The organism is Aliiruegeria haliotis, assembly GCF_003003255.1.
Taxonomy (GTDB): domain Bacteria; phylum Pseudomonadota; class Alphaproteobacteria; order Rhodobacterales; family Rhodobacteraceae; genus Tropicimonas; species Tropicimonas haliotis.
The window spans coordinates 1-26,897 of the sequence record NZ_PVTD01000012.1 but is presented as its reverse complement, the minus strand read 5'-3'; the positions used below and the strand labels follow the sequence as shown (position 1 = coordinate 26,897).

Sequence of the window (26,897 nt, the reverse complement as noted above, 5' to 3'; positions counted from 1 at the left end):
AACGAGTAAGGGGCACAGCAGGCATGAACGTTCCGAGAAGAACGCTGCTTGTTGGCGGCGCGGCGGTCGCGCTGTCGGCATGTTCGAGCAAGTTCAAGAAGTACGAAGGACCCGAAGTCACACGTGTGATGATCGTCAAGCAACGTCGGCGGTTGTACCTGTTCAACAACAGGGACCTGCTGGATGCGTACGATGTCCACCTTGGTTTCCGTGCGGAGGGCCCGAAGCAGTTCCGTGGTGACGGAAAGACGCCGGAAGGCACGTATTACATCGACCGCCGAAATCCGCGCAGTTCCTACCACCTGTCGTTGGGGATTTCGTACCCCAACTCCCGCGATGTCGCCTTTGCGCGGGCACAAGGACGCGATCCGGGCGGAGATATCTTCATCCACGGGTGGCGAAACAAGGACAGCAAGAAGGGCAAGGACTGGACCGCTGGCTGTATCGCCGTGAAGGACAGGGAGATGGAGGACATTTACTCCATGGTCCGGATCGGGACGCCGATCCACATCTACGCCTGATTGGATCCGGCTGCGACGGTCGTGCCTGCGTCGCGGGCGCGCGCGTGTCACTCCCCCCGCGGCGTGACCGGAAAACGCGTGTAGCAGATACCTTCGGATTCGCCGTCGCCGGTCTGCGCGATCTCTTCTACAGCCGCCGGGCTCTGTCGCTGCGGGGCGTTGGCCCTTGGCTCCGGTTGCGCGCTGCCAGACCGTGTTGTTGCGGGTGTCTGGGCCTTCGGCAATGGCATCTGGGCAATGAACATGGCTGATCCGAAAAGGAAAAAGATGAACGATGCCGCCGATGCCCAGATATGCGCGGTGAAGAAGGCCAGCGTCGCGGCTCCAAACCCGACCAACCAGGCAAAGCCCGCACGTTTGATGGCCGCCGGCGCCGTCGAAATGCGGCGAAGAACACCGAAATAGGCGAGCGCATACCCGCAGACGAAAAGCGCAAAGCCGGGGATCCCGTATTGAAGGGCGACCAGTAGCCATAGGTTGTCAACGCTTCCGGAGAACATCCAGATCGGACGAACCCAGTCGTTCAGCCCGATCCCGAACACCGGGTTGGCGTAAATGTTCTCCATGACCGCGTTGTTGGTCGAGATCCGGTAGTAGCCGGTCTCGCTGTTCAGGGTCGCGTAGTGAACGAAGACTCGCAGCGGTGTCCGGTTGGAGGCCAGATCGACCGCCACGTAGGCGAGCACGACGAGCCCGAGGAGGAGGTACCATTTGTACTTCCAGTTCCGGTTCAGAGCCGACCATGTGAACACTCCGATCTGCGTCACGAGCATTAGGAGTGCGGCACTGGACAGGGAGAAGAACACGCAGGCGCAAATGGCGAGAGACAGCAGCAGGCGCCAGAAGGTGCCGATCACGCCCTTCAGCCCGGAAAAGCACAAGGAAAACACGATTGCCGCGCAAAAGCCGTAGTGGATCGATTTGCTGAAGACGACAGAGGAGCGATAGAACCCAAGGCGTTGGTCGGCGACGCGGTCGCCATAGCTTTGCAGGCCCGTGGTGCGGGTGATCAGTTCGGGGATGAGCGCGTCGTCCGTCACACCTTGATAGATCGCGAGCGGCAAGGTCAGGACCGTGCCGATCACGACGACTTTCACGACAGCTTCGAATTGCTCCACGGTGCGGACAAGGCATCGCCCGAGCAGGTAGGCGCCCATGTAATCTACCATGGTACCCCCGCCGGACTGGATCGCCTGATCGGGGTTGTTCACCAACAGCGCCACGAAGATCCAGATCGAGAACAGGAAGAAGAGAACGTCGGTCGGCAGGATCCGCCCATACCGCCCCATCAGCAAATTGATCGTGAGCGGAACCATCGCCAGCAGGAGCACGGCACGTGTCCCGCTCATGACCACCGGTCCGATATTGAAGAGAACCGGTACGACGATCGACAGCAGGAACAGGACAATCACGATCGAGAGACTGGTGTCGGTCTCGATGTGCGGCAGGCGGCGCGGCAGCCCGCCGGGTTGGATTTCTGTCGGTGCGGACACGGTTGGAATTTGCTCTGACGGCCTCTGGCTTTCCCTTGGACTAGCATGCTCCGCAGGACCGGTCATGCGGGAATTGCCGGCCCTGATCCGGCAGCCATTCGCAGCGCGGGACGCGGCCTTGTGGGGTTTTTTCTCGACTCGCGGGGCCACATGCCCGAAATGATCGCCCCGAGATGGTATAGCCGTTGTGCACCGAAGCCGCGCAACCTTGAACCACGGGTGTACAGGAATGTCAGACGATCACTTCACTGCACTGTTGCCGGCGGAGATGGCCCGCAAGGCCGAGGATATCGGCGTTGCCAAGGCCACAAAGGCCCCGCTGTCCTCCTTCATCCTCGCAATCACGGCCGGAGCCTTCATCGGCATCGCCTTCGTGTTCTACACCGTGGTTACCACCGGAAACGGCGACATCGGCTGGGGAGTTAACCGTATGCTCGGGGGGCTGGCTTTCAGCCTCGGGTTGATGCTGGTCGTCGTGAACGGCGGAGAGCTGTTTACCAGCACGGTGCTGACCGTGGTGGCGAAAGCAAGCGGGAAGATCTCCTGGCCACAGCTGACCCGCAACTGGGTAATCGTGTATGCGGGGAACTTCCTCGGCGCGATGGGGCTGGTCTTCCTCATGCAGATGGCCAAACACTACGAGTTCGGGCAGGGCGCGTTGGGACTGAACTACCTGACTATCGCCCAGCACAAGCTTCACCACACGTTCTCCCAGGCCGTGGCGCTGGGCATTATGTGCAATGTCATGGTCTGCCTCGCGGTCTGGATGACGTTTTCCGCCCGTTCGGTGACGGACAAGCTGCTCGCCGTCGTTCTTCCGGTCGCCATGTTCGTAGCCGCCGGGTTCGAGCACTGTATCGCCAACATGTTCCAGATCCCGATGGCGATTTTCACCGTTCAGACCGCTGGGCCGGAGTTCTGGACCGCAGCGGGCGCCAGCCCCGCCAAATTTGCCGACCTTACCTGGGCAAACTTCCTCCTGAACAACCTGATACCGGTCACGATCGGCAATATCATTGGCGGCGGTTTGCTGGTCGGGATGCTCTACTGGTTCATCTACCTGCGCCCCGGTGGTCACCCGACGGAGACCCAGCCGGAACCGGAGCAGACCGCAGTACGCCTGCGCGGTTGATTGGAAATACTTGCGTTTTGCTATCCGAATGCTATTGAATCAATGCGTTCAGCCTTGCTCCGGGAGTCCCAAATCGTCATGCCACACCAGAAGGCGGCCACGAAGGCCATCAACCTGCGTATTGAATACGAGCATGAGCAGCTTGTGCGGGACGTGATCGGACGGATCAGGACCGGCGGTCCCGGGTTTCGCTCCGCGCTCCGTGCGCTCATCGACGATGACAAGGCCGCGGAATATGTGCCCGCGAAGGAAATTCACTCTCGGTTTTCGCTGCTCGAACGCCAGTTGCGCAGCTTCGAAGTAGATGGCGAAAGCTATCTCGCCGTGGACGAGATCGAAGCCCGGCTCGTTGCGCTGGAATCGCGGCTGCATGCGGCCATGAAGGACATCGGGAGCGAGTTCGTACCGGCCAACGACATTCAGGCGAAATTCGATGCCATGGAGCGGCGCTTGCAGGCGCTGGAAGAGGACAAGGCGACGGGCTGAGCCTTGCGACGGACATCGCCACGGCCACCAAAAAAAGGGCCCCGCCTTGGAAAAGGCGGGGCAGTCTGGTGCTGTAGTGTCAGGCCACAGGCACCGGCGGTAACTTTTGAATTCAGGAGGGGCGCGCCTGCATTTCGGCGCGGATCTGCTGGCGCAGGATATCGATCGGCACCGGTTTGCCGTCCTGCTTGAAGCACCAATACGTCCAGCCGTTACAGGAGGGCGCGCCTTCGAGTGCCGCGCCGACCTGGTGGATCGATCCCTTGGTGTCATTGGCGATCAGCGTGCCATCTGCGCGAACCTTTGCCTTGTGCCGCCCGTTCATGGAGAACAGCGGCTCGCCCGGGCGCAACATGCCACGCTCGACCAACTGACCGAAGGGCACACGCGGCTCCGCACGTTTGGACGTGGTGACCTTCAGCGCGTCGGAATCCAGCCGGCGGATATTGGCAATGCGGGCCTCGGCGACCGTCCGGTAGTCCTTCTCGCGTTCGATCCCGATGAAGTCCCGGCCAAGCATCTTGGCGACAGCGCCGGTGGTTCCGGTCCCGAAGAACGGGTCGAGCACGACGTCGCCGGGGTTCGTGGACCCGATGAGAACGCGGTGCAGCAGGCTCTCTGGTTTCTGCGTCGGGTGGGCCTTGTCGCCCTTTGCATCCTTGAGGCGCTCGTTGCCGTTGCAGATCGGAAGCACCCAGTCGGATCGCATCTGTACCCCTTCGTTGAGCGCCTTCAGTGCCTCGTAGTTGAAGGTGTACTTGCTTTCCTCGGACTTACCGGCCCAGATCATTGTCTCGTGCGCGTTGGTGAGCCGCATCCCGCGGAAGTTCGGCATCGGGTTGGACTTGCGCCAGACCACGTCGTTGAGAATCCAGAACCCGGCATCCTGCAACTTCGCGCCGACGCGGAAAATGTTGTGGTAGGAGCCAATCACCCAGATCGCCCCATTGGGCTTCAGGAGGCGCCGCGCCTCCTTGAGCCAGAGCTCCGTGAACAGGTCATATGCCCCGAAGGAAGAGAAGCTGTCCCACTCGTCGTCCACCGCATCCACCAGAGAATTGTCGGGCCGGTGCAACGTGCCCTTCAACTGCAGATTGTAGGGCGGGTCGGCGAAGATGAGATCGATGGAAGCTTCGGGAAGCTTGCGCATCTCTTCAATGCAATCGCCGGCAAGGATCGTGTTCAGCGGCAGCGACTTTTGCGCTACCTTCGTGGTCGTCTTTGTCATGTCTGCCTCTGTCCCCGCGTCCCGTTTTTTCGGACGTCGTGTTGTGGACAGAATGAGTCAAAGCCGATTCGTCGTCAAATTCTTTATTGAATCAAAGGGTTGATGAATTCTCTTGATACAAGATATTGCGCACCGGTGCGAAGGAACGTCTATGATGTGGGGTCACCCCAAGATTTCGGAGCGCCTCTCTGTGCTCCGGCGTGGGGTATCCGGCGTTTCGGTCCCAGCCGTAGCCGGGATGCTGTTGCGCCAAATCCACCATGATGCGATCACGCGCCACTTTCGCGACGATCGAGGCGGCCGCGATTGACAGGGATTTCGCGTCGCCCTTGACCACGCACTCACCCGGGCAGGGCAACTCGGCGGGCATCCGGTTGCCGTCGACGAGCACATGGTCGGGCGCCAGTGTTGGAGATACGCAAAGGTCTCGTAGAGCTTGCGCCATGGCCCAATGCGAGGCGCGCAAGATGTTCATCTGGTCGATCTGCTCCACCGTGGCATGGACGACAGTGCAGCGTGCGCAATCGATCAAACGTGCCGCGAGAGCTTCGCGCCGGGCCGGTGTGAGCTTCTTGCTGTCATTGAGGCCGTCGGGAATGTTGTCCGGATCGAGGATGACCGCTGCGGCGGTGACCGGTCCCGCCAACGGGCCGCGCCCGACCTCGTCGGTCCCGGCGACACAGCGTGCACCACGCTCCCAGGCGGCGATCTCGAAGGAAAGGTCAGGTTGCATGGCGCTACCCCATCCCGATGGGCCGGGATGCGCAAGCGGAAAGGGGCGGGAGGCCTCATCCTCCCGCCCCGCGCGGCGTCACATCTGGATCCCGGACGCCGCGCCCTGCCGACAGGGCACCGACACAACGGTCGGTGCCACCTGCTGCCATCTCAGCGAATGCGGTATCCCTCCTGCTTGAGGCACTTGCGGTTCCAACCCCTCCGGTCCCGCGCCTTGCCCGGCATGTCCAGCACCCGCCCGCATTGTGCCGGGAGTGTCGTGGTGCGAATGCCGCTTCTCTCCAGGCAGCCCTGGGTCAAAAATGTCCGATTGCCGCCACGTGTCTTCATGGTCTTGGCGCACGCACTCGGAAGATCCCTGAGAATTTCGACCTTGCGGGGTTTCGTCACCTTCTGTTTGTGGATGACCTTCTTCGTCGGCTTCTTCACGATCTCGGTATGGTGCTCGATCACGCGGGTCGGTTGCCGGACAACCTGGGTGATGTGCTTGTGCACGACTTTCGGCTGCGGTTGAGGCTGCTGGATGATGACAGGCTGCTGGTACTGCGGCTGGCCATAGATGATCGGGGCGCCGGAGAGCGAAGGGTTCACGTACTGCATGCGGCGATCGTCATCGCGCGTTTCCTCGATCGCCTTCGACAGGATCGCCAGCAGCCCGGTGCCGATGATAAAGCGCGCGATGTCTTCCTGATCGGCATGAGCCGGGGTGGCAAAACCGGCAAGCGCCAGGGTCGACGACAGAGCGGCAGCGGAGAGGGTCTTGAACATGGGTGCATCCTTTCGGGTGTCTGTCTGGGTGCCCGTGATCCGTGTCGCCACGAGCGGCATGCCCCATCTCTCACCCCGGTCCCCGGAATCGGGCAATATCGGCGGCTCGCTATCGAATGACACGTCCCGCAAGACCGTGCGGTTATTGAATATCCGGGCGTTTCCACACAGTGTCTCGGCATGAGACTCCTGATCCCCCTCCCGACCCTCGCGGTCACGCTGAGCTTGCTGGCTGCACCCGCTACGGCGGCCTGCTATTCAGACTACAAGGCGAAGCGGGACGACCCCCTTCGACTGCACTACGGCGTGATCGCGCTGAACGGAAATGCCTGTACGAAGGCGGCCGCGAAAAAGCAGATCCCCAAACGGATCGCCGCCGATGGCTGGACGTTGCTGAATGTGCTTGGTGTGTTCGACGAGGCCGGGTTGCAGGAAAGGAAGAAGAGTGCCGGAAAGTTCTATCTCCGTTATTGAGACCCGCCGCGCCGGGGGCCGGGTGGTGGCCCTGGGTATTGCCGGTATCGTCACGATTCTCGCGGGAGCCGCGGCGCTCCTGTTTCTGAACCTCCCTGATGCCGGTGCCTTCAATGCGCGGGTCGAGCGGATCTTTGTCGAAAACGACGGCCTGACCTCCGAGGCAGAGATCAAGTTGCTGGAGATCCTTGCGGAGAGTGGGACCACTTTTTCGGATGTGCTGCAAAGCTATCGTCAGATCATCTTCGTCCTGCTGGTCCTTTCGACGGCGCTGCTGATTGCGGCACTTGTCCTGTTGGTGATGATCATGGTTCTGAACCGGCGCATGGGCGAGATCGAGCGGCAGGGAATTCAGGTCAACGACCTGATCATCAGCCGCGAGGAACGGCTGGTCCTGATCAACAACATGGAATTCAAGCTGACAGAGGCCGCGATCGAGACGCTCGCGGTGTTGGCAGAGGCGCGCATGGACGAGGAAATCCTGACCGGAGCGGAGCTGGAAGGTACCATTCAAGGCAAGCGGGCCGAGGATTGCGAGGAAGCAGCTGGCGCGACACGCATCAAGCGCCTTAGGGATTCACTCGGCAACCAGATGGTCAGTGAACTGCTGGTACGAAACATCGCCCGCAAGGGCTATGTGCTTGCCATCAACAAGGACGTGATCCGCATGCTCTGAGCCTCAGTGCAGGCTGACCCGGGTGCCCCAATCCGCACAGCGGCTGGCCAGTGCATGGGGCAGCGGGTGGTCGGTGAAAAAGGTGTCGATCTCGGACAGGGAAGCAATCCGGACGGGCGCAGTGCGTTGGAACTTTGACGCATCCGCCACGAGGAAGGTTGAGCGCGCCTGCTGTAGGATACTCTTCGACACGCTCACCTCCTGGATATCGAAATCGAGAAGATCGCCATCAAGATCGAGCGCGGAGCAGCCGATCACCGCGTGATCAACCTTGAATTGCTCGATCACGCGAGAGGTCAGCGCTCCAACCAATCCGCCATCGGAACGCCGGAGCTTCCCGCCGGCCACAAGGATCTCGCAGTCGGGATTGGCCACCAGGATATTCGCGACATTGATATTGTTGGTGATCACCATCAGGTTTCGATGGCGGAGGAGCGCGCGGGCAACGGCCTCTGTCGTGGTGCCGATGTTCAGGAAGACAGAGCAATCGTTCGGGATTGCTTCCGCACAGCGCGTTGCGATGTCACCCTTGGCCTCGGAATGCAGATCACGCCGATCCTCGTATCCGATATTGGACACGCCGGAAGGCAGCATTGCGCCACCGTGGACACGTTCCAACTGGCCACTTTCCGCCAGTTCCGTCAGGTCGCGGCGGATGGTCTGGAGAGAGACGCTGAAGCGCTCGGCGAGGTCTTCGACCGTCACTTTGCCCTCTTGGCGTGCCAGCGCGAGAATGTCGGTTTGTCGGAAACTGTAAGCCATGCCGAACCATGTTCGATATTGATCGATTTGAAAAGACCAATGGGCATATGCAACCCATTTTCGCCGCGTCAGCGCCGTTTTCGCAGATCCGCGCATGAATGCGCGACCAAATCGCCCTAATTCGCACAAAATCGAGCACAAGCGATTGACCGCCGCGTGGCCAGTGTGGTCAAATCGCGGAAAGACTCGATACCGGACTGGACTCCGACATGACCGAGAGCACTGCGACCACTGAAATTTTCGACCTGTTCATCATCGGCGGTGGAATCAACGGCTGCGGCATTGCCCGTGATGCCGCCGGACGGGGGCTCAAGGTCGGGCTGGCCGAAATGAACGATCTGGCCTCCGCCACGTCGTCGGCATCCACCAAACTCTTCCACGGCGGCCTGCGCTACCTCGAGTATTTCGAGGTGCGTCTGGTGCGCGAAGCGCTGATCGAACGCGAGGTACTGCTGCGGGCGATGCCCCACATCAGCTGGCCCATGCGTTTTGTCCTCCCCTACCATCCCGAGATGCGCTTCGACGGGCAAACCCCCGCCTCCCGGCTGCTTGGTTGGACCATGCCCTGGACCAAAGGGCAGAGGCCGTCGTGGATGATCAGAACCGGCCTGATGATGTACGACACCCTTGGTGGTCGGAAAATCCTGCCTGGCACCTCCTCGATCGATCTCCGGACCGATCCGGTCGGTGCACCGCTGAACGACACTTTCGCCAAGGCTTACGAGTATTCCGACTGCTGGGTCGAGGATTCCCGGCTCGTCGTTCTGAACGCCCGCGACGCGGCGGTGCGCGGCGCGCAGATCAACGTGCGGACGAAGGTCACACGCGCACTCCGCTCAGGCGATGTCTGGGAGGTCACTCTGGAGGACAGGCGCACCGGCGCGGAGCGTGTTGTGCAGGCCTCCATGCTCATCAATGCCGCGGGCCCTTGGGTAAAGGATGTTCTCGACAACGTCACCCATGTCGACACGACGGAGAGCGTCCGCCTTGTCCGTGGAAGCCACATCGTGACGAAGAAGCTCTATGACCACGACAAGTGCTACTTCTTTCAGGGCACCGATGGGCGCATCATCTTTGCGATCCCCTACGAATCCGATTTCACCCTGATCGGGACAACGGACATGGAGCATGACAGCGCCGACAACCCGCCGGTCTGCACCGAAGAGGAGAAAGCGTACCTCCTTGCTCTGGCATCGAGCTATTTCAAGACACCGATCCCGGCGGAAGACGTTGTCTGGACCTATTCAGGCGTTCGGCCGCTGTATGATGATGGGGCGAAGTCAGCCACGGCCGCAACCCGGGACTACGTGCTGCGGGTCGATACATCGAATGGCGGTGCGCCCTTGCTCAACGTTTTTGGCGGAAAGATCACGACCTACCGCAAGTTGGCAGAAGCGGCGATGGAGAAGGTGGCGGCCCATATCCCTGGCGGAACCGGCCGATGGACTGCGGGCGCTCCACTACCAGGCGGAGATTTCCCGGTGAACGGCGTGCAGTCGCTGATCGACCGGACGACGGCCGAGTATCCCTTCCTCGATGCCGTTTGGGCGCGTCGGCTGGTGCGGGCCTACGGCACGGAAGTACCGCAGGTTCTGGGGGATGCGAAGGATGCGGCTGGCCTCGGGCAGGCATTCGGATACAACTTGACAGAGCGCGAGGTGCGCTGGCTGATGGATCGGGAATATGCCCTAACCGCAGCCGATGTTCTTTGGCGGCGGTCCAAGTTGGGATTGCGCCTCAGTGACGAGCAGGCCGAGGCGCTCGACCGCTTCATGCAGGGCGCGAAGGAGGCCGATGCCGCCTGATCGGGCGTTCCCGCAATCGCGGCGTGCGGTCACCCGGCCGCATTGACCGCAAGAGACAGCACATCCCGGCGACAGGCCGTCGCCATGACACGTACCAACGGGCAGAGCCATGACCCACATTCTTGCGATAGACCAGGGCACGACATCCAGCCGGGCCATTCTCTTCAATCGTGACATGCAGATCGTCGCGACAGAGCAGGAGGAGTTTCCGCAGCACTTCCCGGCTTCGGGTTGGGTTGAGCACGACCCGGCGGACCTCTGGGGCACCGTCGAACGGACCTGCACTGCGGTCATTGCGCAAGCCGGGCTGAAAGCTTCTGACGTTGTGGCGATAGGGATCACGAACCAGCGGGAAACCACGCTGGTGTGGGATCGCGCAACCGGCGAGCCGGTCTGCAATGCGATAGTCTGGCAGGACCGTCGCACATCCGACACCTGCGAGACACTCCGTGCAGCCGGGCATGAACCCATGGTGGTCGGCAAGACCGGCTTGCTGCTCGATCCCTATTTCTCCGGCACCAAGCTGAAGTGGATTCTCGACAATGTCGACGGGGCCCGGGCGCGTGCAGAGTCGGGTGAGCTGCTGTTTGGCACCGTGGACTGTTTCCTGATCTGGAAGCTCACTGGCGGCACGGTTCATGCCACGGATGCCACAAATGCGGCGCGCACTCTCCTCTACGACATCCACAAGGGCGGTTGGTCGCGCTCAATCTGCGATCTTCTGGACATTCCCGTCGGCATGCTTCCGGACGTGCGCGATTGTGCTGCCGACTTCGGGGAGACCGACCTGCTGGGAGAAGCGGTACCCATACTTGGCGTGGCTGGTGACCAGCAAGCTGCCACCATCGGTCAGGCATGCTTTGAACCGGGCATGATGAAATCGACCTATGGCACAGGCTGTTTTGCGCTATTGAACACTGGCGATACCCCGGTCGCATCGGGAAGCCGCCTGCTGACGACGATCGCCTATCAGCTGGGCGGCAAGCCAACCTATGCCCTTGAAGGTTCGATCTTCATTGCGGGCGCCGTGATCCAGTGGCTCCGGGACGGGTTGAAGATCATATCCTCGGCACCCGAAAGCCAGCCGCTGGCCGAACAGGCGGACACCGCGCAAAACGTGATCCTCGTGCCCGCTTTCACTGGTCTCGGGGCGCCCTATTGGAATGCCGATTGCCGGGGGGCGATTTTCGGCCTGACCCGGAATACCGGACCGGCCGAGTTGGCGCGGGCGGCTTTGGAAAGTGTCGGCTACCAGACTCGAGACCTCCTCGAGGCCATGCAGGCCGACTGGCCGGCAGAGACACGTGAAGCTGTACTTCGGGTCGACGGCGGCATGACGGCAAGCGACTGGGGCATGCAGTTCCTGTCCGATATCATTGGCGCGCCGGTCGATCGTCCGGGCATCCTGGAGACCACTGCGCTGGGCGCGGCCTGGCTCGCGGGCATGGAAGCCGGGCTCTATCCCGACCAGCAGGCTTTCGCAGAGAGATGGTCACGGGACCGGCGGTTCGAGCCGGACATGGCCGATCACGATCGCGATGCTCGATACGAGGCCTGGAAAAGGGCCGTACATGCGACAATCGCCGCCGTCTGAAACTGGTCGCCGGAACGAACCGACCGTGCCACATCGCGGGAGCAAGCTGCGCTTAGGATTCACCGACGCCAAGCAGTCCCGTTGTCGGCCGACTGAACTTCGTGTTTGCTGTCAACTGATTCCGACAAATAGGCAAGGGTTCCGGGTGGGCTTGGCATCGTGTTGCGGGGCGGGATCGATCTCCATGAACCAAATGGCGGTCATCACTCGGACTGACGCCTCGCTGGCGTGAAGAACAGTGAACCTAGCGCAACTCGGTGAGTACCCTTGAGGTCGAGTCTGATTTCGGGCTCCGCAACAACCCGTTGTGCCAAAATGGAACTCTGCGCGGAAACCCACTTTCGGCAGGGATTCTTGCGTTGCAAGATTGGATCTACAAAGCGCAATCTTGCGGCTTGAAGGTGTGTGGGGGAGTCCCTGATCGGAATGGAACAACACTCTACGAACTCAGCTTCGACCGCCGGGGCCGACCAGGATTGCGGAGCGGAGCGTGTCGAGCCAAAGCGGAATGGCACGAAGAATCGAAGCATCGTCACGCGCGGATCTGGGTATATGTTTGCCTTGGTGGTGACGTTGTTCGTGTCCTGCGTCGTGGATATGGAAACCGCACAAGCGCAATCTTGGGAATGGCCAGACAACGAGGCTTTCTTCGCGGCTCCACGGTATGTCCGCGCGAATGGCGATACCTTTGCGTTTTATGGGCAAATCAACAGGGGCTCACTGCAATACGATGACGGCGTCGCAACGGAGCGCTACCACTTCGTCGACAACTCAAAGTCGGTGTCGCGTATCGGGGCGACCTATTCGGCGGACCTGGACAATGGTTGGAACATTGGAAGTCGTGTAGAACTTGCGATGCGGAAACGCGAGACGCGACGCGTTAGTATCCTTGACCCGAATGACGCAGGGTATTCTTTCGACAAGACCGAGTTGCGAAAACTGGAGATCTCTTTCGGCAATGACACGTTCGGACGTGTTTTCGTCGGGCAGGGCGCAATGGCGTCGGATGGCGTGACGGGTCAGGACCTTTCCCTGACAACTGTTGTCGCCGGGGCTGCGGTTCAGGATGTAGCTGGCGGCCAATACTTGAGGTTTGGCGATGGGTCGCTGTCGAATATCAAGATTCAGAGTGTTTTCAAGACGCTTGGTAGCAGTCGTCGCTTGCGGATCGGCTACGTTAGCCCCAGTTTCTCCGGCTTTTCATTTTCGGCTGCTGCCGGCAGAGAAGTCTTGAGCGATACCGACGAGTCCAGCTATGCCGATGCGTCCCTGAGGTATCGCGGTGATCACGGCGATTTTCGCACTCGCTTCGGTGTTGCGTATCGCACGCTGGAGGAGCGGAGCAACGCAGTAATTGGGTCCGGTTCGGTTCTGCATCGACCAACAGGTCTAAACCTGACCATCGCAGCCGGCGCGGAAGTGGATGGCCAAGGAAGCTACACTTATTTGAAGGCAGGCTACCTCAAGAAGCTCTCGGACCTCGGGCCGACAGCATTCTCGGTAGATTACTACGATGGTCGGGGCATCCGAACCGCTGGCGGTGAGAGCAGATCTCAAGGCTTCACCGTGGTTCAGAAAGTGTCGAAACACAAACTCGACCTCTATGCGACCTACAGGCCCTATCAGTACTCCGAGCCAAATGCGGAGTTCAAAGACGGCAAGGCTATTCTGGCCGGAGTGCGCTGGATCTTCTGATATTAACGATTGGCACAAATTAGCAAACCTATGGCACAAATTCAAAAGGAAGCATGACAAGCGCCCACCATCTCCTGCTGTGAAGCAAGGCAACAGGAGTGAAAGACATGGCGTGTATCGTGGTGGTTGGTGGCGACGGTTTCTGCGGTTGGCCGACATCCCTGCACTTGGCGGCGAAGGGGCACGACGTTGTCATTCTCGACAACCTGTCGCGCCGCGAAATTGACAGGGAACTCGGCACCGAAAGTCTGACCCCGATTGCCAGCATGAACGACCGGTTGTCCGCCTGGGCGGAATCCGGCGGTCGCCCCATCACCTTCGAACAGGTGGATGTTGCCCGTGATCCCGAAGCGCTGGCAGATGCCCTGGCCCGGTATCGGCCGGAAACGGTCATCCATTTTGCCGAGCAACGCGCCGCGCCTTACTCCATGCGGAGCGTCAAACACAAACGCTACACAGTCGACAACAATGTCAGCGGAACGCACAACCTGTTGTCCGCCGTCGTCGAGCTCGGGCTGGATCCGCACATCGTCCACCTGGGGACGATGGGCGTCTATGGATATGATTCCTCAGGGCTGACGATCCCCGAAGGCTACCTCGACATTCTGGTTCCGGGCGAACACAACGTCGTTCACAAGCGACAGATCCTCTATCCGACCAATCCCGGCAGCGTCTACCATATGACAAAGTCGATGGATCAACTTCTGTTCCAGTTCTACGCGAGGAACGACCGTGTCCGTGTTACCGACCTTCATCAGGGTATCGTCTGGGGCACGCAGACCGAGGAAACCCGGCGCGATGAACGGTTGATCAACCGGTTTGACTACGATGGCGACTATGGAACTGTTCTGAACCGGTTCCTCATGCAAGCCGCCGTGGGCCACCCGCTGACAGTTCATGGCACGGGCGGGCAGACCCGCGCATTTATCCACTTGCAGGATACGGTTGGTTGCATTGCCCTCGCGGTCGAAAACCCGCCTGAACGAAATGGGCGCGTGATGATCCGAAATCAGATGACCGAGACCCACAGGATCCGCGATCTGGCTGAACTGGTATCGGGCCTCACAGGTGTCGAGGTGGCGATGGTCGACAATCCCCGCAACGAGGCCGCCGAGAATGGGCTCGAGGTTTCCAACAAGAGCTTCCTGGATCTCGGCCTGAACCCCACCACGCTGGAGAACGGCCTGATGGATGAAACCGTTGAAATTGCGCAGAGATTCGCACATCGATCCCGGACCGATGCTGTTCCGGCGATGGTAACGTGGACCAGGGATCGCAATCCGGGCGTGTTGCCGGCTGATGCTGCCCCGTCTCTCGGGATTGCAACCGTGGCGTGACCAAACCCTTTGGCTGGCGGCAGGACGGCCGCCGGCAATCCCATTCAGATGGATATTCCATGGCCAACCTTGGCAAAGCACAGGTCGTCGACCTGGATGCACACCCGGAATTTGACGCATCATTGGCGAACAAGACCGACTTCTGGTCGGTGGACTCGCAACCGAGGCGGTTGTCCGGACCGGTTCCCGTATATCGAGCGCCATTGCTGTTGGTGCTGTTTTCGGTGCTTGCCTACGGTCAGTTGGTCCTCGTATCAAAACTCCCCATGTTGGCCGGTGCCTTCCCATCAGGGGACTACGTCCTTGTGCCGACCAGCGGCTATCACAGTGTTTCGCTGCGGATCTTCCTGCTCTCCTTCACGTTTGCCTTCGCGACCTTTGCACAGGGGACATGGCGCGAGCGGTCCGGGATCGGAGCGCGTATTCTTGTGGGCCTGCTCCTGACGTGGATTGCCATCGACGGCGCAGCCTGGGCGGTGACCAGTTACTTCGGCACACTTCCCAACCTCCACGTTCTGGAGATCCTGTCGGGACTTGCGGGATTTGCGATATTCGCGCGTGTGCTTCTTGGGCACGCGGCCATGCCGGAACAGGTTCAGACAGAACACAAGCGGAGGCAAGCAAGCGTTGGGGTGGCGCTCCTCACCGTGGTCATGTTTACGGCTGCAATCGGCACATTCCTGGTCGCACGGCATGATCCCATGGTTGTCACATGGCTTCGCAAGCACGCTCTATTGGGTGGGATCGGTCCGGGCGTCTTTCTGTTCCTGAGCCTGTTCTATGGTACGCTCTACCTGATTGGGCGTGTGCAGCTTGCGAGGAAGAAGGTCCCGTCCTTTGCCGCGCCGGTGACGGTGATCATCCCGGCCCACAACGAGGAATACGTCATTGGCCGAACCATCGAGGCAATCGACCGGGCCGGAAGCCAATACCCCGACGACCTCCAAATCATCGTTGCCAACAACAACTCAACCGACCGAACCCGACAACTTGCCGTGGCCGCGCTCGTCCGGTGCCGCTTTGTCCGCGGGTCCGTCATTGATGTCGTCGAGCCGGGAAAATCCGCCGCACTGAACGCCGCGCTGGCCGCAACCGCGACGGAGTTCGTTATCCGCATCGATGCTGACACCCAGGTCGACGAGACCGCCATCCGTCGCTCCATGGCGTACTTCGCGACATCTCGCGTCGGCGTTGTCGGCGGTATGCCGGATGTTTCGGGAAACTCGTTCTTCGACCGAGCGCGCGCGGTGGAGGTATTGGTCAAGCACGGCTTCTATTCCGTGGCACTCTCAGCCGTCGGGGCGGTCGTCGGGGTGCCCGGCATGTTCTCGGCCTACCGAACAGAGGTGGTCCGCAGATTGGGTGGGTTTGTCGGAGGGATGAACGGCGAAGACACCGACATGTCTCTGCGCATTGGAGAAATGGGCTACACCCTGATCGTGGATCCCGAGATCGGGTATGTCTCCGAAGTGCCGCAATCCCATCGCCACATGCGAGAGCAACGGATGCGTTGGTTTCGGTCGATCTACCATGTGTCGTCCAGAAACCGGAGCATCTTTCGCGCGCGGTCTTCCCTGGTTCGGGGAAAGATCGTGCTCCCCTATATGCTGCTGAACTCCGGTCGGAGGGCCATGATGATACCTCTTTTCCTTTTCGGTGGGCTGTCACTGCTTGCCGGGAGCTTCACCGTATCAATACCCACGGTCCAGAGTGTCTTGGCTGTCGCATTGGGGGCACCGTTCCTGATGGCCGTGCTCAGTGCCGGGCTTGCGGGACGAGCCGATACCATTCTGGGATTGCCGCACTATGTCGCCTTCCGCCTTCTACGGGCCTATTTCACGCTCGAAAGTCACCTGAGCATCTCGCTGTCCGGCAACGCACCGAGTGCCAGCGTTGTTCAAATGGATACCGGCGACAAGATCGAGGATCCCGATCTCAGAACGGCGGCCTGACCACGGCACCCTCCTGGAGGAGGGCATGGGCACAGACCAATGGCAAACAAGAGGGCTCATCGTTGGTCATGTGAAGAAAAGCATGTGGTGGGGAAACCGTGGGCGCACTTCCCAAATGGCGTATCAGGTGGTGCAGCGGACCTGATTTGACCCCGAGAGGACTCAGCCGGGGCGGCAATGTGCTACTCGCCTTGCGTGGCCCGATACTCCGTGGGCGTCCGCCCCGTCCAGCGTTTGAATGCGGTCGAGAAGCCGGATTGATCGGCATAGTCCAGCAGGAACGCGATTTCCGACAGGCTGTAGGCATCACGCATCATCGTTTTAGCCAGGTTCTGCCGGACATCGTCGAGGATTGACCTGTACGAGCGATGTTCTTCCTTGAGTTTCCGGGCCATGTTCCGTCGGCTCATACCGATCCTTTTCGCGATGGCATCGGATGTTGGGAGCTTGCCCGGCAGGCTCTGCTGCAATTCCGCCTCCACCTGATCCGACACTGCAAAGCTGATACCGGCGCGGTCGCTCAGCAGTAGGTCGCCGTGCTGTTTGAGATAGACGTGCAGTTCCGGATCTGCGGTCGGGATAGGCAGATCGAGAGCGGCTCGGGAGAGCATCAAACCGTTCGCCTGCTGTTCGACATGGACAGGACATCCCGCCAACCTCTCCAACCCGGCTTTGTGGCCCCGAACATCGTGCCTGAGTGTCATGTGGACAGGTGTGACGTTGGTTCGCGCGAACTGGCGCATTCGGGCGAGAAGCAAAAAGAGAAGGAATTCCCGATGGCGGTACTCCGTGTCCATTATGCCCGTGCGGTTGTGAACCGAGACCAAAGCGCCATCGCCGATCGTTGTCATTTTCAGGATTGCGTCGGAATCAGCCAACGGCAGGTACCGCGACGCAAGAACGATAGCCTGTTCCAGGGTTTCACAGCTTCGGGCGACGTAGGCCACCAGGTTGTCGGCTTCGCAAATGGAAAGAGCCGCACGGGAAACACACAGCGGATCCTCAAGAGCGTCACAAACGCGGCGGACGAATCCAGCCTCCTGGCGATAGGAAATCCGACACCTCGGATCTGCGAGCATCGTCGTGGACACGCCAACGGATCTCAGGATCGGAATGAGGACCTGCTCTGCCGCTGGCTCGCGCTTCAGAACCTCAGCCAATTGCTTGAGGCGCAGTATCGACATGTCAGGCATGGAGCACACGACATCCAGCGGACTTGGGTGGGCCGATGTCTCTCATCCCTGAAAGTCCTTGTGCTGGTTGAGGGTGGCAGCCTGCATTCTGACCGTACGGGTAGTGCGTTGGCAACATCCCGTGAATGACTGACTTGTTGGCCGGTTCCAGGTGTCCATTTCCCAACAGGGCCCATGCTTGGCAACGTGTGAACTGGAGCGCCAGGAGTGTAGGTCAAGCATTGTGAAGTGGGAGCGTGACCACGGTTGAGCCGTGGTCACGAGTCGCCCCCGCGGTTCCACCTGCCCACAGGCAAAAGCTGAAAACGAAGGAACCTCCCGCCGGGGAGGCGGAAGGTTCCAGATTCTCTACCGTGCAGGGGCAAGGCATCGTGCCTGCCGACCTACCGGTTGCTCACGGCTTACCAGTCCTCGCGGACAACGATCCGAGTCTTGATCGGCAGCTTCATCGCGGCCAGACGCAGGGCCTCGCGGGCCACGGCGTCGGTCACACCGTCGATCTCGAACATCACGCGACCAGGCTTGACCTTGGCGGCCCAGAAATCGACCGAGCCCTTACCTTTACCCATCCGGACTTCGGTGGGCTTGGAGGTAACCGGAGTATCCGGGAAGATCCGGATCCAGACACGGCCCTGACGCTTCATGTGACGCGTCATGGCACGACGTGCGGCTTCGATCTGACGGGCAGTGATGCGCTCCGGCTGGATGGCCTTCAGGCCGTAGTGGCCAAAGTTCAGGTCGGAACCACCCTTGGCTTCGCCACGGATCCGGCCCTTGTGCATCTTGCGAAACTTCGTGCGCTTCGGTTGCAGCATTTCATTCTACTCCTTAGCGGTCACGGTCGCGACGGCCACCGCCGGCGCCACGCGGGGCGGGACCATCCTGAAGCTCCTGCGCGCGACGATCACGAGCAGACGGGTCATGCTCCATGATCTCACCCTTGAAGATCCAGACCTTGATACCGATGATGCCGTAGGGCGTCACACCCTTGCGGGTTGCATAGTCGATGTCGGCACGCAGCGTGTGCAGGGGCACGCGGCCCTCGCGGTACCACTCCGTCCGAGCGATCTCGGCGCCGCCCAGACGACCGGCGACGTTCACGCGGATACCCAAGGCACCCATACGCATGGAGTTCTGCACCGCACGCTTCATGGCACGACGGAACGACACACGACGCTCAAGCTGCTGCGCGATGGACTCGGCAACAAGCGCCGCATCAAGCTCGGGCTTGCGTACTTCAACGATGTTGAGGTGCACTTCGCTGTCGGTCATCTTGGCCAGCTTCCTGCGAAGCCCCTCGATGTCCGCACCCTTCTTGCCGATGATGACACCGGGGCGCGCCGTGTGGATGGTGATCCGGCACTTCTTGTGGGGGCGCTCGATGATGATCTTCGAAACGCCTGCCTGCTTGCACTCGGTCTCGATGAATTCGCGGATCGCGATATCTTCGAGAAGCAGGTTCCCGTAGTCCTTGGTATCGGCGTACCAGCGGCTGTCCCAGGTGCGGTTCACCTGCAGGCGCATGCCGATCGGATTTACTTTATGACCCATTAGGCTTGCTCCTCGACCTGGCGGACCTTGATGGTCAGTTCAGCGAACGGCTTGGTGATCCGGCCATAGCGACCGCGGGCCCGGGGGCGACCGCGCTTCATGGTCAGGTTCTTGCCAACCCAGGCTTCGGCGACGATCAGCTCGTCAACATCCAGGTTGTGGTTGTTCTCGGCATTGGCGATCGCGGACTGAAGGCACTTCTTCACATCCTCGGCAATCCGGCGCTTGGAGAAGGTCAGGTCCGTCAGGGCCTTCTCGACCTTCTTGCCGCGGATCATCGCCGCAACCAGGTTCAGCTTCTGAGGGGAGGTCCGGAGCATGCGCACCTTGGCCATCGCCTCGTTCTCCGCCACGCGGCGGGGATTCTTTTCCTTGCCCATGGTGGATTACTTCCTCTTGGCTTTCTTGTCCGCCGCGTGACCATAGTAGGTCCGGGTCGGAGCGTATTCGCCGAATTTCTGGCCGATCATGTCCTCGGACACGTTGACCGGAATGTGCTTCTGGCCGTTGTACACACCAAAGGTGAGACCAACGAACTGCGGCAGGATGGTGGAGCGGCGCGACCAGATCTTGATGACCTCGTTGCGGCCCGACTCACGAGCTTTTTCGGCCTTCTTCAACACGTAGCTGTCGACGAAGGGACCTTTCCAAACGGAACGCGACATCTATCAGCGACCCTTCTTCTTGGCGTGACGCGAGCGGATGATCAGCTTCTGCGACGCCTTGTTGGTGTTACGGGTGCGCGCACCCTTGGTCGGCTTGCCCCACGGGGTGACCGGGTGACGACCACCGGAGGTGCGGCCCTCACCACCACCGTGCGGGTGGTCGATCGGGTTCATGACAACACCACGCACGGACGGGCGCTTGCCCATGTGACGGGTGCGGCCAGCCTTGCCGAGGTTCTGGTTGCTGTTGTCCGGGTTGGACACGGCACCGATGGTGGCCAGGCATTCCTGGCGGACCATGCGCAGTTCGCCCGAGGACAGGCGGATCTGTGCGTACCCACCGTCACGGCCGACAAACTGGGCGTAGGTGCCCGCGGCGCGCGCGATCTGACCGCCCTTGCCGGGCTTCAGCTCGATGTTGTGGATGATGGTACCGATGGGCATGCCCGAGAACGGCATCGTGTTGCCCGGCTTCACGTCCACTTTCTTGCCGGCCACAACCTTGTCACCAACAGCGAGTCGCTGCGGCGCGAGGATGTAGGCCTGCTCGCCATCTTCATACTTGATCAGCGCAATGAAGGCGGTCCGGTTCGGATCATACTCGATCCGCTCGACGGTTGCCGACATGTCGAACTTGTTGCGCTTGAAATCGACGATCCGGTAGAGGCGTTTCGCCCCGCCACCGCGGCGTCGTGCGGTGATACGTCCGGTGTTGTTCCGGCCGCCCTTCTTGGTCAAACCCTCGGTGAGGGACTTGACAGGACGTCCTTTCCACAGCTCCGAACGGTCGATCAGCACCAGCCCGCGCTGGCCCGGCGTCGTCGGCTTGTACGACTTGAGTGCCATGCTTTCTGTCTTCCGTTAGCTTTGCGGGACTTTGGGCCCCGCTATGTATGGGCCTTTCGGCCTGGGTAAAGGGCCCTCGGCTGAGGTCCCCGGTTGTGCGTTCTTGCGAACAAAGCCAAAGCCCCGGACGAATCCGGGGCTCGGCGGATGCGCTCTCTTATGGGAGCGGACAGGCCGGGTCAAGCGATTCCCGGCCGTTCGAAAACCCGGCTGTCAGGGGGCGCAGCCCTCAAGCAGGCGACGCCGGACGAGGTCTTGCGAAGCGGCCGAGAACATCTCTGGCCAGGTCGCGAAGTCCGACGTCTCGCGCACGATCCGGTCCCAGAGGTCGTCGGGGATCCTCGCCAGGGCCTGTTCGGACACTTCCGCTTCTCCGGCCAGTGCGAACATCTCCGCGAGGGAAGGCAGCCGGCTGTGCTTTGCCATGAAGTCGTCGTCGAGCAAATGGTCCAGCGAGACCGACCCTTCGGCACGGAAACGCTGGGCATTGGCCATGATCCTGTCGATATTGTTGTAAATCAGGTCGCGCGCATTCGACCCGGCAGACGCTTCAGTCATTGCCAGTTTCCGATTTTGAGCAGGTTGAAAGGAGCTGGCCGCCGGCCCGGGGAGGGAAAATGCCGGCGGCCGTTTGCGCTGTTCAGCGCATAAGGAGACCACCGTTGATGTCGATGCTCTCACCATTGAGGAAATCGTTGTCGATGGCGAACTTGATGGCCGATGCGATATGCTCGGGCTGACCGTTGCGACCCAGCGGGTTGCCCTCCGCCCAGGCACCCATCTGTTCTGGGGTTGAAACCTTGTCGTGGAACGGGGTGACGATGACGCCGGGAGAAACCGAGTTCACGCGGATCGCCGGGGCCAGCTCCTTGGCCCAGCCGCGTGTCAGCGAATCCACCGCGCCCTTGGCGCTGCCATAGATCGTTGCGCCCGCCGCGCCGTGCCGGGAAGCGATGGACGTGATATTCACGATCGAGGCACCGGTTCCCTTCCTGAGAAGCGGGATCGCCAGGGACGTAACCTTCATCAGGGAAAAGACGTTGAGAGCGTAGATCTCTTCCATCAGGTTCCACTGGAGCGCATCAACCGGCTGGCGCCGCACCAGCCCGCCAGCATTGTTGACCAGCACATCGAGGCTGTCGGTCAGCTCGCCCAGCTGCCGGAATAGTTCGATGCAGGCGATCTCGCTGGTGATGTCGCTTTGCAGCAGGTGGGCCGTGCCTCCGAGAGCCTCGACCTCTGTGCCAAGCGCCTTGGCCGCATCCACGGAGCGGTTGTAGACGAGGAAGAGCTCATTGCCCGGTGCCAGAAGGCGCGCGGTTTCGGCCCCGATGCCGGTGCTCGCGCCCGTGATGAGGATCTTTGTCATGACTGGGTGCCTTTCGGTTTGAAAATGGACGTCAGGTCGCATCGCCCGGCGCCGGCGGCGCAAGAAGCTTGCGGACATGATCGCAGAGGAAGAACAGGGAAACGGTCGTCATGTAGGCGCCGGTGACCGGCAACACGACGTAGAAGACCTTTCGCGGGATCTGGAAGATCGGCGAGGCGGCGGCAGCTTTCTCCACAAGTGAGTAGCCGTAGTAGGTGAATGCCGCGAGGAAGATGATGTTCACTACCTCGATGAAGATCAGCACAAGGTACTTGGCGCGGCGTCCGTCCAGCATCATTTCGAGGATGTCGATCGACGGATGCGCCTTCTTGCGCCAGAGCACGGCGGCAGTGGCAAAGATCGTCCAGGCGAAGGAAAGCTCCACGATCTCGTCGAACCACCCCATCGAGAAGACGGGCGCGAAGCGCGCGATCACGTTGAGGGACATCAGGAAGAACAGAAGACACAGCAGGCCGACCGCCATCGCACTAAGGGATTTGCAGATCCAGCTGTCCAGCTTGAGAATTGCATTCGTCATGGCATCACTCGATCAGGTAGGTGGCGGTGAGGGAGATCGCGGGGATAAAGGCCACCATAAGCAGAACGATGAAGATCCCGAGGATATAGGGCAGGACCTCCTTGCTGAGGGCGGTCACCTTCACGTTGCTGATGGATGCAACCGCGTAGAGGCACATGCCGACAGGCGGGCTGAGCAGGCCGATCATCGATGCCAGGATCATCACGACGCCGAACTGTATCGGGTCCATCCCGATCAGGTTCACCACGGGGATGAAGATCGGCACACAGATCAGGATGACCGCAATTCCCTCAAGGAACATGCCGAGGATCAGCAGGACACCGATCATGATCAGCATCAGCAGTGCCGGGGATTGCGTGATTGTCGTCAGCCCGGAGACAAGCGTTTGCGGCACCTGGTTCAGCGTCAGCACCCAGCCGAAGAAGCCGGCGGTTGCCATGATGAACATGACGCGGACGGTGTGCAGCAGCGTGTCTTCGAGAATATGGAGCAGCTTCTTCCACGTCAGTTCCCTGTAGACGAAGGTGCTGAGGAGCAGCGCATAGATACAGGCGATGACCGCGGCTTCGGTCGGCGTGAACCATCCGCCAAGGATGCCGCCGATGATGATGATCGGGGTCAGCAACGCGAGGATGGCGTCCTTGAAGCTCGCCCACCACTCGCCGTAGCCGGCCTTGGGGCGACGCGGATAGTTGCGCTTGCGGGAGATCAGGTTGACCGCGACCGCCATGGCAATGGCCATCAGGACGCCCGGCACCATGCCTGCGAGGAACAGCTTGCCCACCGAAACCCCTGTCAGCGACCCGTAGATCACGAAGGGGATGGAGGGCGGCACCACGGGGCCGATGGTCGATGAGGCCGCGGTGACAGCCCCGGCAAACTCGGGGTCATAGCCGTCGTCCACCATTGCCTTGACCTCGATCTTGCCAAGGCCGGCCGCGTCGGCGACCGCTGCGCCGGACATGCCGGAGAAGATCATCGAGGCGAAGATGTTCACCTGCCCCAGGCCGCCCCAGTAGTGGCTGACGCTGGCCTTTGCGAACCGGAAGATCTTTTCGGTGATGCCGCCGGTATTCATCAGGTTCCCGGCAAGGATGAAGAACGGGATTGCCAGCAGCGTGAACCCGGTCGTGGAGGAGTACATCCGCTGCGCCATCAGGCCGAGAGCGGGAAGATTGTCACTCATTGCCACCAGCGAGACGGCCCCGAGTGCGATCGCGATGGGGACGCCCATCATGATCAGGAAAATCAGACCGGTGAAAATCAGCGCGGCAGACATCGTTTACTCCCGGAAAACAGGAATGCGCCCGGCAGGAACTCCGGCCGGGCGCACATGTGTCAGAGCATGTCGAGGAAGGTCTTCATGTTCTCTTCGCCGGCATAGTCCCCGATAGCCTTGTGCGCGGGACCCATCAGTTTCTGGAACTCGGCGCGGTCAGGATAGGTGACCTTCATGCCCATTTCTTCCAGTTTCTCGATCAGGCTGGCATCTTCTGCGGTCATCTTCTCGCGCATCAGGTTTCCGGCCGCGGCGCTCTCTTCCTTGAGGATCTGCTGCTGCTCGGGGGTCAGCTTGTCCCAGGTTGCCTTGGAAACAACGCTGACCATGGAGTTATAGACGTGCTGGGTGATCGCCAGGTTGTCCTGCACTTCATAGATCTTGTGGTGATAGATCACCGACAGCGGGTTCTCCTGGCCATCCACGACACCCTGACGCAGCGCCAGGTACAGTTCGTTGAAAGCCATCTGGGTCACGTTGGCGCCCAGAGCCGACATGGCCGATTGCAGCTGGATTTCCGGTGGCGTCCGCAGCTTCAGCCCCTTGACGTCGTCCGGGGTGTTGACCGGGCGCACACCGTTGGTGATGTTGCGGAAACCCCAGTCCCAGTTGGACAAATAGACGAGACCCTGCTCCTCAAGGTCCGGGCCGGCCCAATCCAGGAACGGACCGTCAAGCACTTCGTAGACGTGCTCCCGGTCGCGGAAGGCGAACGGCGTCATCACGGTCGCGAACTTCTGAGAGTAGCGGGATAGGTGGCCTTGGGTCGGCAGCGACATGTCGATTGCGCCAAGCACGTTCTGCTCAAGCACGTCGTTGGGGGCGCCCAGCTGGTTGGCGGGGAAGATCTCGATCTTGACCTCTCCGTCGGTCCGCTCGGCGACATTGTCGGCCATCTGCTGGGCCGCGACATGTGCCGGGTGATCCGTCTCGGCATAGTGTCCGAGCTTCAGCGTGATCTCGGCAAGGCCCGCGCTTGCGGCCAGAACCGTCAGTGCCGTGCTGCAGGCGGCGAGTTTCAGGGTTTTCGACAGAATGCTCATAGTTTCCTCCCATTGCATTCCAGAATACGTGTGCAGACCGCGGTCCGCACTTGGACTGGCGCCTAGTCCGCCAGGTTGTTCTTTTCCGGGTAGGTGCCGTCCTCGTTCGGCAGGGTTCCGTACTGTTTCATCTTCGCAAGGTGTTCCGGACGGTGCGGCGCGAAGATATCAATCGCCTTCATGCCGGTCTCGGACTTGCCGCCATGCGGGACGTTGGAGGGATGTACCGCGACATCGCCAGCCTTCATCGGATAGATCTTTCCGTCGATCTCGTGCTCTTCGCTGCCCTCGGTCATGATCATGATCTGCTCACATTCATGCTGATGGATCGGGAAGGTCGCGCCCGGCGGGTTTTCGATGAAACTTACCATGAGGTTGTCACCCAGAAGGAACCGGGTGCTGATCCCCTGATCTTCGACGATCGGCGTCAGGGGCAGATCCTCGATCGTGTAGACGTATTGTTTTCTTTCAGTCGCCATTTGCGTCTCCGTTGCGCTTGCCAGGATCGTTGGCTGGCTGAATACTACAATTCACAAATGAAAGCACCCAGTCAAGTATGAAATGGGATTGGGGGAGAGCGTTCTGCTCAGAAATGCGGGCGCGACTAGCAAAAATTTGAAAACATGCAGAAAATCAACGCACCGGCATCGGCTCAAGTGCAAAAAATCGCCAAGTTGAATCCGAAAATGTAGCTGGTTTGGCAGGACTCTACCGAGTTAAGTTCATATATGAATACAAAACGTTCAGGCACGGAGATGGACGACTCATCGCGTGCCCATACGAACGAAGTGACGCCGCCACCGAGGAAGGTGGCGGCGTCAATCAACTGTCAGGTCATGCGTTGAGGGCGCGTTTTACTAGATGTCTGAGGGATACACGCCGCCAATCGCGGCGATGAGCGTCTCGGCTGTTTGCCCGACAGCTCTCCGGGAGTCTTCGAAACTGACGACCTGGTGGTGTAGGCTGTCCGAGTTGAGAGTCAGGAAAGGCATCGTCAGAACCGCCTCGACCTTCTGCTTCGAGTTGAAGAGCGGGTAGCTGATGTTGGTAACACCGCTGATCTGCGGGCTGGCACCAACAAAGTACCCCTGCCGCCGGATCTTCTCCAGCTGACTTAGGGCGACCTGCTTTTGCTCGGTTGTTGCGTTGGTGCCTTCCAGGATGGCGTGTGCCTGACGATCGTCCTGAAATGCGAGGTACGCAAGGCCGGACCCCGAACCGTGCACGTCAACGCGCGCACTCAGCCGAATGGTGAAGCCCATCTTGTACGGGCTGTCCTGCTTCGCTACGACGACCATGGAGCCTTCGTGCAGGACCGTGATGTGACAGGATTGCTGGGTCTTGTCCGCAAGTTCCTGCAATTCGGTGCTGGCAGCTGTCAGCAAGCGTTCAAGCGGCGGGTGTCGGTTCGAAAGCTCGAAGGTCTTAAGGGTCAGCCGGAACTTGCCGGTGTCCTGATCGGCGGCGATGAACCCACGCTCTTCGAGGACGTAGAGCATTCGGAACAGCTCGTTGACCGAAAGACCGAGCTTCTCAGAGATCTCCTTCTTGGAAAGAGCCTCTTCCTGCTCGCTTAGGAGCTCCACCACATCCAGACCCTTCTCAAGGGCGGGAGCGCGGTATTTTCCAGTCGTTTCGTTCATGTCAGTCGCCGATACACCACAGGAGCCCTTCCGTTCACATCGTTTCACGCCACCTGCACCGAAGTGGGTGCGGGCGGGCGCGACGGGCTGCAACACCTAGGCTCATCTGTGT

At 60.5% G+C, this 26,897-nt stretch carries 28 protein-coding genes; 10 read left to right on the top strand and 18 right to left on the bottom strand.

Annotation, left to right across the window (positions count from 1 at the left end):
* Nucleotides 1-23 precede the first annotated feature (23 nt).
* Nucleotides 24-521 carry a L,D-transpeptidase family protein gene (locus CLV78_RS20255; protein WP_106207472.1) on the top strand — a complete coding sequence of 166 codons (498 nt, stop codon included), beginning with the start codon at nt 24-26 and terminating at the stop codon, nt 519-521.
* A 47-nt stretch (nt 522-568) separates the two neighbouring features.
* Here CLV78_RS20255 and CLV78_RS20250 read toward each other — a convergent pair whose 3' ends face one another.
* Nucleotides 569-2,014 (bottom strand): O-antigen ligase family protein, encoded by a 1,446-nt coding sequence (locus tag CLV78_RS20250; RefSeq protein WP_158263619.1) that lies wholly within the window; start codon nt 2,012-2,014, stop codon nt 569-571.
* A gap of 229 nt (nt 2,015-2,243) precedes the next feature.
* On the opposite strand from CLV78_RS20250, the gene focA reads away from it, so the two are divergent.
* Nucleotides 2,244-3,146, top strand: coding sequence for a formate transporter FocA (gene focA, locus CLV78_RS20245; RefSeq protein WP_106207468.1), 903 nt, complete (start codon nt 2,244-2,246; stop codon nt 3,144-3,146).
* Between the two features lie 78 nt (nt 3,147-3,224).
* On the top strand, nt 3,225-3,632 hold the full coding sequence (locus CLV78_RS20240) for a hypothetical protein (RefSeq protein ID WP_106207466.1): 408 nt from the start codon (nt 3,225-3,227) through the stop codon (nt 3,630-3,632).
* A gap of 112 nt (nt 3,633-3,744) precedes the next feature.
* Here CLV78_RS20240 and CLV78_RS20235 read toward each other — a convergent pair whose 3' ends face one another.
* From CLV78_RS20235 to CLV78_RS20225, 3 genes are all read right to left on the bottom strand, one after another.
* Nucleotides 3,745-4,860, bottom strand: a complete 1,116-nt coding sequence (locus CLV78_RS20235) for a site-specific DNA-methyltransferase (RefSeq protein WP_106207465.1) — start codon at nt 4,858-4,860, stop codon at nt 3,745-3,747.
* Nucleotides 4,861-4,951: 91 nt separating this feature from the next.
* Nucleotides 4,952-5,593 carry a ribonuclease HII gene (locus tag CLV78_RS20230; RefSeq protein WP_106207463.1) on the bottom strand — a complete coding sequence of 214 codons (642 nt, stop codon included), beginning with the start codon at nt 5,591-5,593 and terminating at the stop codon, nt 4,952-4,954.
* A 152-nt stretch (nt 5,594-5,745) separates the two neighbouring features.
* Nucleotides 5,746-6,363 carry a hypothetical protein gene (locus tag CLV78_RS20225; RefSeq protein ID WP_146136740.1) on the bottom strand — a complete coding sequence of 206 codons (618 nt, stop codon included), beginning with the start codon at nt 6,361-6,363 and terminating at the stop codon, nt 5,746-5,748.
* A gap of 180 nt (nt 6,364-6,543) precedes the next feature.
* On the opposite strand from CLV78_RS20225, the gene CLV78_RS20220 reads away from it, so the two are divergent.
* Nucleotides 6,544-6,837 (top strand): hypothetical protein, encoded by a 294-nt coding sequence (locus CLV78_RS20220; RefSeq protein WP_106207459.1) that lies wholly within the window; start codon nt 6,544-6,546, stop codon nt 6,835-6,837.
* Entirely contained in the window at nt 6,809-7,513 is a 705-nt protein-coding gene (locus CLV78_RS20215) for a winged helix-turn-helix domain-containing protein (RefSeq protein ID WP_106207457.1), read from the top strand. Before CLV78_RS20220 ends, CLV78_RS20215 begins: the two co-directional genes overlap by 29 nt.
* 3 nt (nt 7,514-7,516) lie before the next feature.
* Here the strand turns inward: CLV78_RS20215 and CLV78_RS20210 are convergent, their stop codons facing one another.
* Nucleotides 7,517-8,275 carry a DeoR/GlpR family DNA-binding transcription regulator gene (locus CLV78_RS20210; RefSeq protein ID WP_106207627.1) on the bottom strand — a complete coding sequence of 253 codons (759 nt, stop codon included), beginning with the start codon at nt 8,273-8,275 and terminating at the stop codon, nt 7,517-7,519.
* 209 nt (nt 8,276-8,484) lie between these two features.
* Here CLV78_RS20210 and glpD point away from each other — a divergent pair, with 209 nt between their 5' ends.
* The 5 genes from glpD (at nt 8,485) to CLV78_RS20185 (ending at nt 16,658) form a co-directional block, all read left to right on the top strand.
* Nucleotides 8,485-10,080, top strand: a complete 1,596-nt coding sequence (gene glpD / locus CLV78_RS20205) for a glycerol-3-phosphate dehydrogenase (RefSeq protein WP_106207455.1) — start codon at nt 8,485-8,487, stop codon at nt 10,078-10,080.
* A 109-nt stretch (nt 10,081-10,189) separates the two neighbouring features.
* Entirely contained in the window at nt 10,190-11,674 is a 1,485-nt protein-coding gene (glpK, locus tag CLV78_RS20200) for a glycerol kinase GlpK (RefSeq protein ID WP_106207453.1), read from the top strand.
* Between the two features lie 426 nt (nt 11,675-12,100).
* Nucleotides 12,101-13,369 (top strand): porin, encoded by a 1,269-nt coding sequence (locus CLV78_RS20195; RefSeq protein ID WP_146136739.1) that lies wholly within the window; start codon nt 12,101-12,103, stop codon nt 13,367-13,369.
* Nucleotides 13,370-13,476: 107 nt separating this feature from the next.
* The gene (locus CLV78_RS20190; protein ID WP_106207449.1) at nt 13,477-14,706 is read left to right on the top strand and encodes an NAD-dependent epimerase/dehydratase family protein; all 1,230 of its coding nucleotides are present in this window, start codon (nt 13,477-13,479) and stop codon (nt 14,704-14,706) included.
* A gap of 59 nt (nt 14,707-14,765) precedes the next feature.
* Entirely contained in the window at nt 14,766-16,658 is a 1,893-nt protein-coding gene (locus tag CLV78_RS20185; RefSeq protein WP_106207447.1) for a glycosyltransferase family 2 protein, read from the top strand.
* Nucleotides 16,659-16,840: 182 nt separating this feature from the next.
* On the opposite strand, the gene CLV78_RS20180 is transcribed toward CLV78_RS20185, so the two are convergent.
* The 13 genes from CLV78_RS20180 to CLV78_RS20120 all read right to left on the bottom strand — a co-directional run bounded on the left by CLV78_RS20180 (nt 16,841) and on the right by CLV78_RS20120 (nt 26,785).
* Nucleotides 16,841-17,842 carry an AraC family transcriptional regulator gene (locus CLV78_RS20180; RefSeq protein ID WP_281261158.1) on the bottom strand — a complete coding sequence of 334 codons (1,002 nt, stop codon included), beginning with the start codon at nt 17,840-17,842 and terminating at the stop codon, nt 16,841-16,843.
* Nucleotides 17,843-18,252: 410 nt separating this feature from the next.
* Nucleotides 18,253-18,666: a 50S ribosomal protein L16 gene (rplP, locus tag CLV78_RS20175; protein WP_106207443.1), complete on the bottom strand. Its 414-nt coding sequence runs from the start codon at nt 18,664-18,666 to the stop codon at nt 18,253-18,255.
* A gap of 13 nt (nt 18,667-18,679) precedes the next feature.
* Nucleotides 18,680-19,402, bottom strand: a complete 723-nt coding sequence (gene rpsC, locus CLV78_RS20170; RefSeq protein ID WP_106207441.1) for a 30S ribosomal protein S3 — start codon at nt 19,400-19,402, stop codon at nt 18,680-18,682.
* Entirely contained in the window at nt 19,402-19,782 is a 381-nt protein-coding gene (gene rplV / locus CLV78_RS20165; RefSeq protein ID WP_106207440.1) for a 50S ribosomal protein L22, read from the bottom strand. The genes rpsC and rplV overlap by 1 nt, the downstream gene beginning before the upstream one ends.
* A 6-nt stretch (nt 19,783-19,788) precedes the next feature.
* Nucleotides 19,789-20,067, bottom strand: coding sequence for a 30S ribosomal protein S19 (gene rpsS / locus CLV78_RS20160; RefSeq protein WP_106207438.1), 279 nt, complete (start codon nt 20,065-20,067; stop codon nt 19,789-19,791).
* A gap of 3 nt (nt 20,068-20,070) precedes the next feature.
* On the bottom strand, nt 20,071-20,913 hold the full coding sequence (gene rplB / locus CLV78_RS20155) for a 50S ribosomal protein L2 (RefSeq protein ID WP_106207436.1): 843 nt from the start codon (nt 20,911-20,913) through the stop codon (nt 20,071-20,073).
* 213 nt (nt 20,914-21,126) lie between these two features.
* Nucleotides 21,127-21,471: a hypothetical protein gene (locus tag CLV78_RS20150; RefSeq protein WP_106207434.1), complete on the bottom strand. Its 345-nt coding sequence runs from the start codon at nt 21,469-21,471 to the stop codon at nt 21,127-21,129.
* Between the two features lie 82 nt (nt 21,472-21,553).
* On the bottom strand, nt 21,554-22,282 hold the full coding sequence (locus CLV78_RS20145) for an SDR family NAD(P)-dependent oxidoreductase (RefSeq protein ID WP_158263618.1): 729 nt from the start codon (nt 22,280-22,282) through the stop codon (nt 21,554-21,556).
* Between the two features lie 31 nt (nt 22,283-22,313).
* Nucleotides 22,314-22,820, bottom strand: coding sequence for a TRAP transporter small permease (locus CLV78_RS20140; RefSeq protein ID WP_106207430.1), 507 nt, complete (start codon nt 22,818-22,820; stop codon nt 22,314-22,316).
* 4 nt (nt 22,821-22,824) lie between these two features.
* Nucleotides 22,825-24,099: a TRAP transporter large permease gene (locus CLV78_RS20135; protein ID WP_106207428.1), complete on the bottom strand. Its 1,275-nt coding sequence runs from the start codon at nt 24,097-24,099 to the stop codon at nt 22,825-22,827.
* Between the two features lie 59 nt (nt 24,100-24,158).
* The gene (locus CLV78_RS20130; protein ID WP_106207426.1) at nt 24,159-25,142 is read right to left on the bottom strand and encodes a TRAP transporter substrate-binding protein; all 984 of its coding nucleotides are present in this window, start codon (nt 25,140-25,142) and stop codon (nt 24,159-24,161) included.
* Between the two features lie 62 nt (nt 25,143-25,204).
* On the bottom strand, nt 25,205-25,621 hold the full coding sequence (locus CLV78_RS20125; protein WP_106207424.1) for a cupin domain-containing protein: 417 nt from the start codon (nt 25,619-25,621) through the stop codon (nt 25,205-25,207).
* A gap of 378 nt (nt 25,622-25,999) precedes the next feature.
* Nucleotides 26,000-26,785 carry an IclR family transcriptional regulator gene (locus tag CLV78_RS20120; protein ID WP_106207422.1) on the bottom strand — a complete coding sequence of 262 codons (786 nt, stop codon included), beginning with the start codon at nt 26,783-26,785 and terminating at the stop codon, nt 26,000-26,002.
* Nucleotides 26,786-26,897: the final 112 nt, after the last annotated feature.

Excerpts from the sequence above, each read along its gene's own strand:
- CLV78_RS20235 (WP_106207465.1), bottom strand. The coding sequence starts at position 4,860 with ATGACAAAGACGACCACGAAGGTAGCGCAAAAGTCGCTGCCGCTGAAC.
- CLV78_RS20190 (WP_106207449.1), top strand. The coding sequence starts at position 13,477 with ATGGCGTGTATCGTGGTGGTTGGTGGCGACGGTTTCTGCGGTTGGCCG.
- CLV78_RS20195 (WP_146136739.1), top strand. The coding sequence starts at position 12,101 with ATGGAACAACACTCTACGAACTCAGCTTCGACCGCCGGGGCCGACCAG.
- CLV78_RS20240 (WP_106207466.1), top strand. The coding sequence starts at position 3,225 with ATGCCACACCAGAAGGCGGCCACGAAGGCCATCAACCTGCGTATTGAA.
- CLV78_RS20120 (WP_106207422.1), bottom strand. The coding sequence starts at position 26,785 with ATGAACGAAACGACTGGAAAATACCGCGCTCCCGCCCTTGAGAAGGGT.
- CLV78_RS20225 (WP_146136740.1), bottom strand. The coding sequence starts at position 6,363 with ATGTTCAAGACCCTCTCCGCTGCCGCTCTGTCGTCGACCCTGGCGCTT.
- focA (WP_106207468.1), top strand. The coding sequence starts at position 2,244 with ATGTCAGACGATCACTTCACTGCACTGTTGCCGGCGGAGATGGCCCGC.
- rplV (WP_106207440.1), bottom strand. The coding sequence starts at position 19,782 with ATGGGCAAGGAAAAGAATCCCCGCCGCGTGGCGGAGAACGAGGCGATG.
- CLV78_RS20150 (WP_106207434.1), bottom strand. The coding sequence starts at position 21,471 with ATGACTGAAGCGTCTGCCGGGTCGAATGCGCGCGACCTGATTTACAAC.
- CLV78_RS20180 (WP_281261158.1), bottom strand. The coding sequence starts at position 17,842 with ATGTCGATACTGCGCCTCAAGCAATTGGCTGAGGTTCTGAAGCGCGAG.
- CLV78_RS20145 (WP_158263618.1), bottom strand. The coding sequence starts at position 22,282 with ATGACAAAGATCCTCATCACGGGCGCGAGCACCGGCATCGGGGCCGAA.
- glpD (WP_106207455.1), top strand. The coding sequence starts at position 8,485 with ATGACCGAGAGCACTGCGACCACTGAAATTTTCGACCTGTTCATCATC.
- rpsS (WP_106207438.1), bottom strand. The coding sequence starts at position 20,067 with ATGTCGCGTTCCGTTTGGAAAGGTCCCTTCGTCGACAGCTACGTGTTG.
- rplB (WP_106207436.1), bottom strand. The coding sequence starts at position 20,913 with ATGGCACTCAAGTCGTACAAGCCGACGACGCCGGGCCAGCGCGGGCTG.
- CLV78_RS20140 (WP_106207430.1), bottom strand. The coding sequence starts at position 22,820 with ATGACGAATGCAATTCTCAAGCTGGACAGCTGGATCTGCAAATCCCTT.
- CLV78_RS20125 (WP_106207424.1), bottom strand. The coding sequence starts at position 25,621 with ATGGCGACTGAAAGAAAACAATACGTCTACACGATCGAGGATCTGCCC.
- CLV78_RS20135 (WP_106207428.1), bottom strand. The coding sequence starts at position 24,099 with ATGTCTGCCGCGCTGATTTTCACCGGTCTGATTTTCCTGATCATGATG.
- rplP (WP_106207443.1), bottom strand. The coding sequence starts at position 18,666 with ATGCTGCAACCGAAGCGCACGAAGTTTCGCAAGATGCACAAGGGCCGG.
- CLV78_RS20130 (WP_106207426.1), bottom strand. The coding sequence starts at position 25,142 with ATGAGCATTCTGTCGAAAACCCTGAAACTCGCCGCCTGCAGCACGGCA.
- rpsC (WP_106207441.1), bottom strand. The coding sequence starts at position 19,402 with ATGGGTCATAAAGTAAATCCGATCGGCATGCGCCTGCAGGTGAACCGC.
- CLV78_RS20220 (WP_106207459.1), top strand. The coding sequence starts at position 6,544 with ATGAGACTCCTGATCCCCCTCCCGACCCTCGCGGTCACGCTGAGCTTG.
- CLV78_RS20230 (WP_106207463.1), bottom strand. The coding sequence starts at position 5,593 with ATGCAACCTGACCTTTCCTTCGAGATCGCCGCCTGGGAGCGTGGTGCA.
- CLV78_RS20255 (WP_106207472.1), top strand. The coding sequence starts at position 24 with ATGAACGTTCCGAGAAGAACGCTGCTTGTTGGCGGCGCGGCGGTCGCG.
- glpK (WP_106207453.1), top strand. The coding sequence starts at position 10,190 with ATGACCCACATTCTTGCGATAGACCAGGGCACGACATCCAGCCGGGCC.
- CLV78_RS20210 (WP_106207627.1), bottom strand. The coding sequence starts at position 8,275 with ATGGCTTACAGTTTCCGACAAACCGACATTCTCGCGCTGGCACGCCAA.
- CLV78_RS20185 (WP_106207447.1), top strand. The coding sequence starts at position 14,766 with ATGGCCAACCTTGGCAAAGCACAGGTCGTCGACCTGGATGCACACCCG.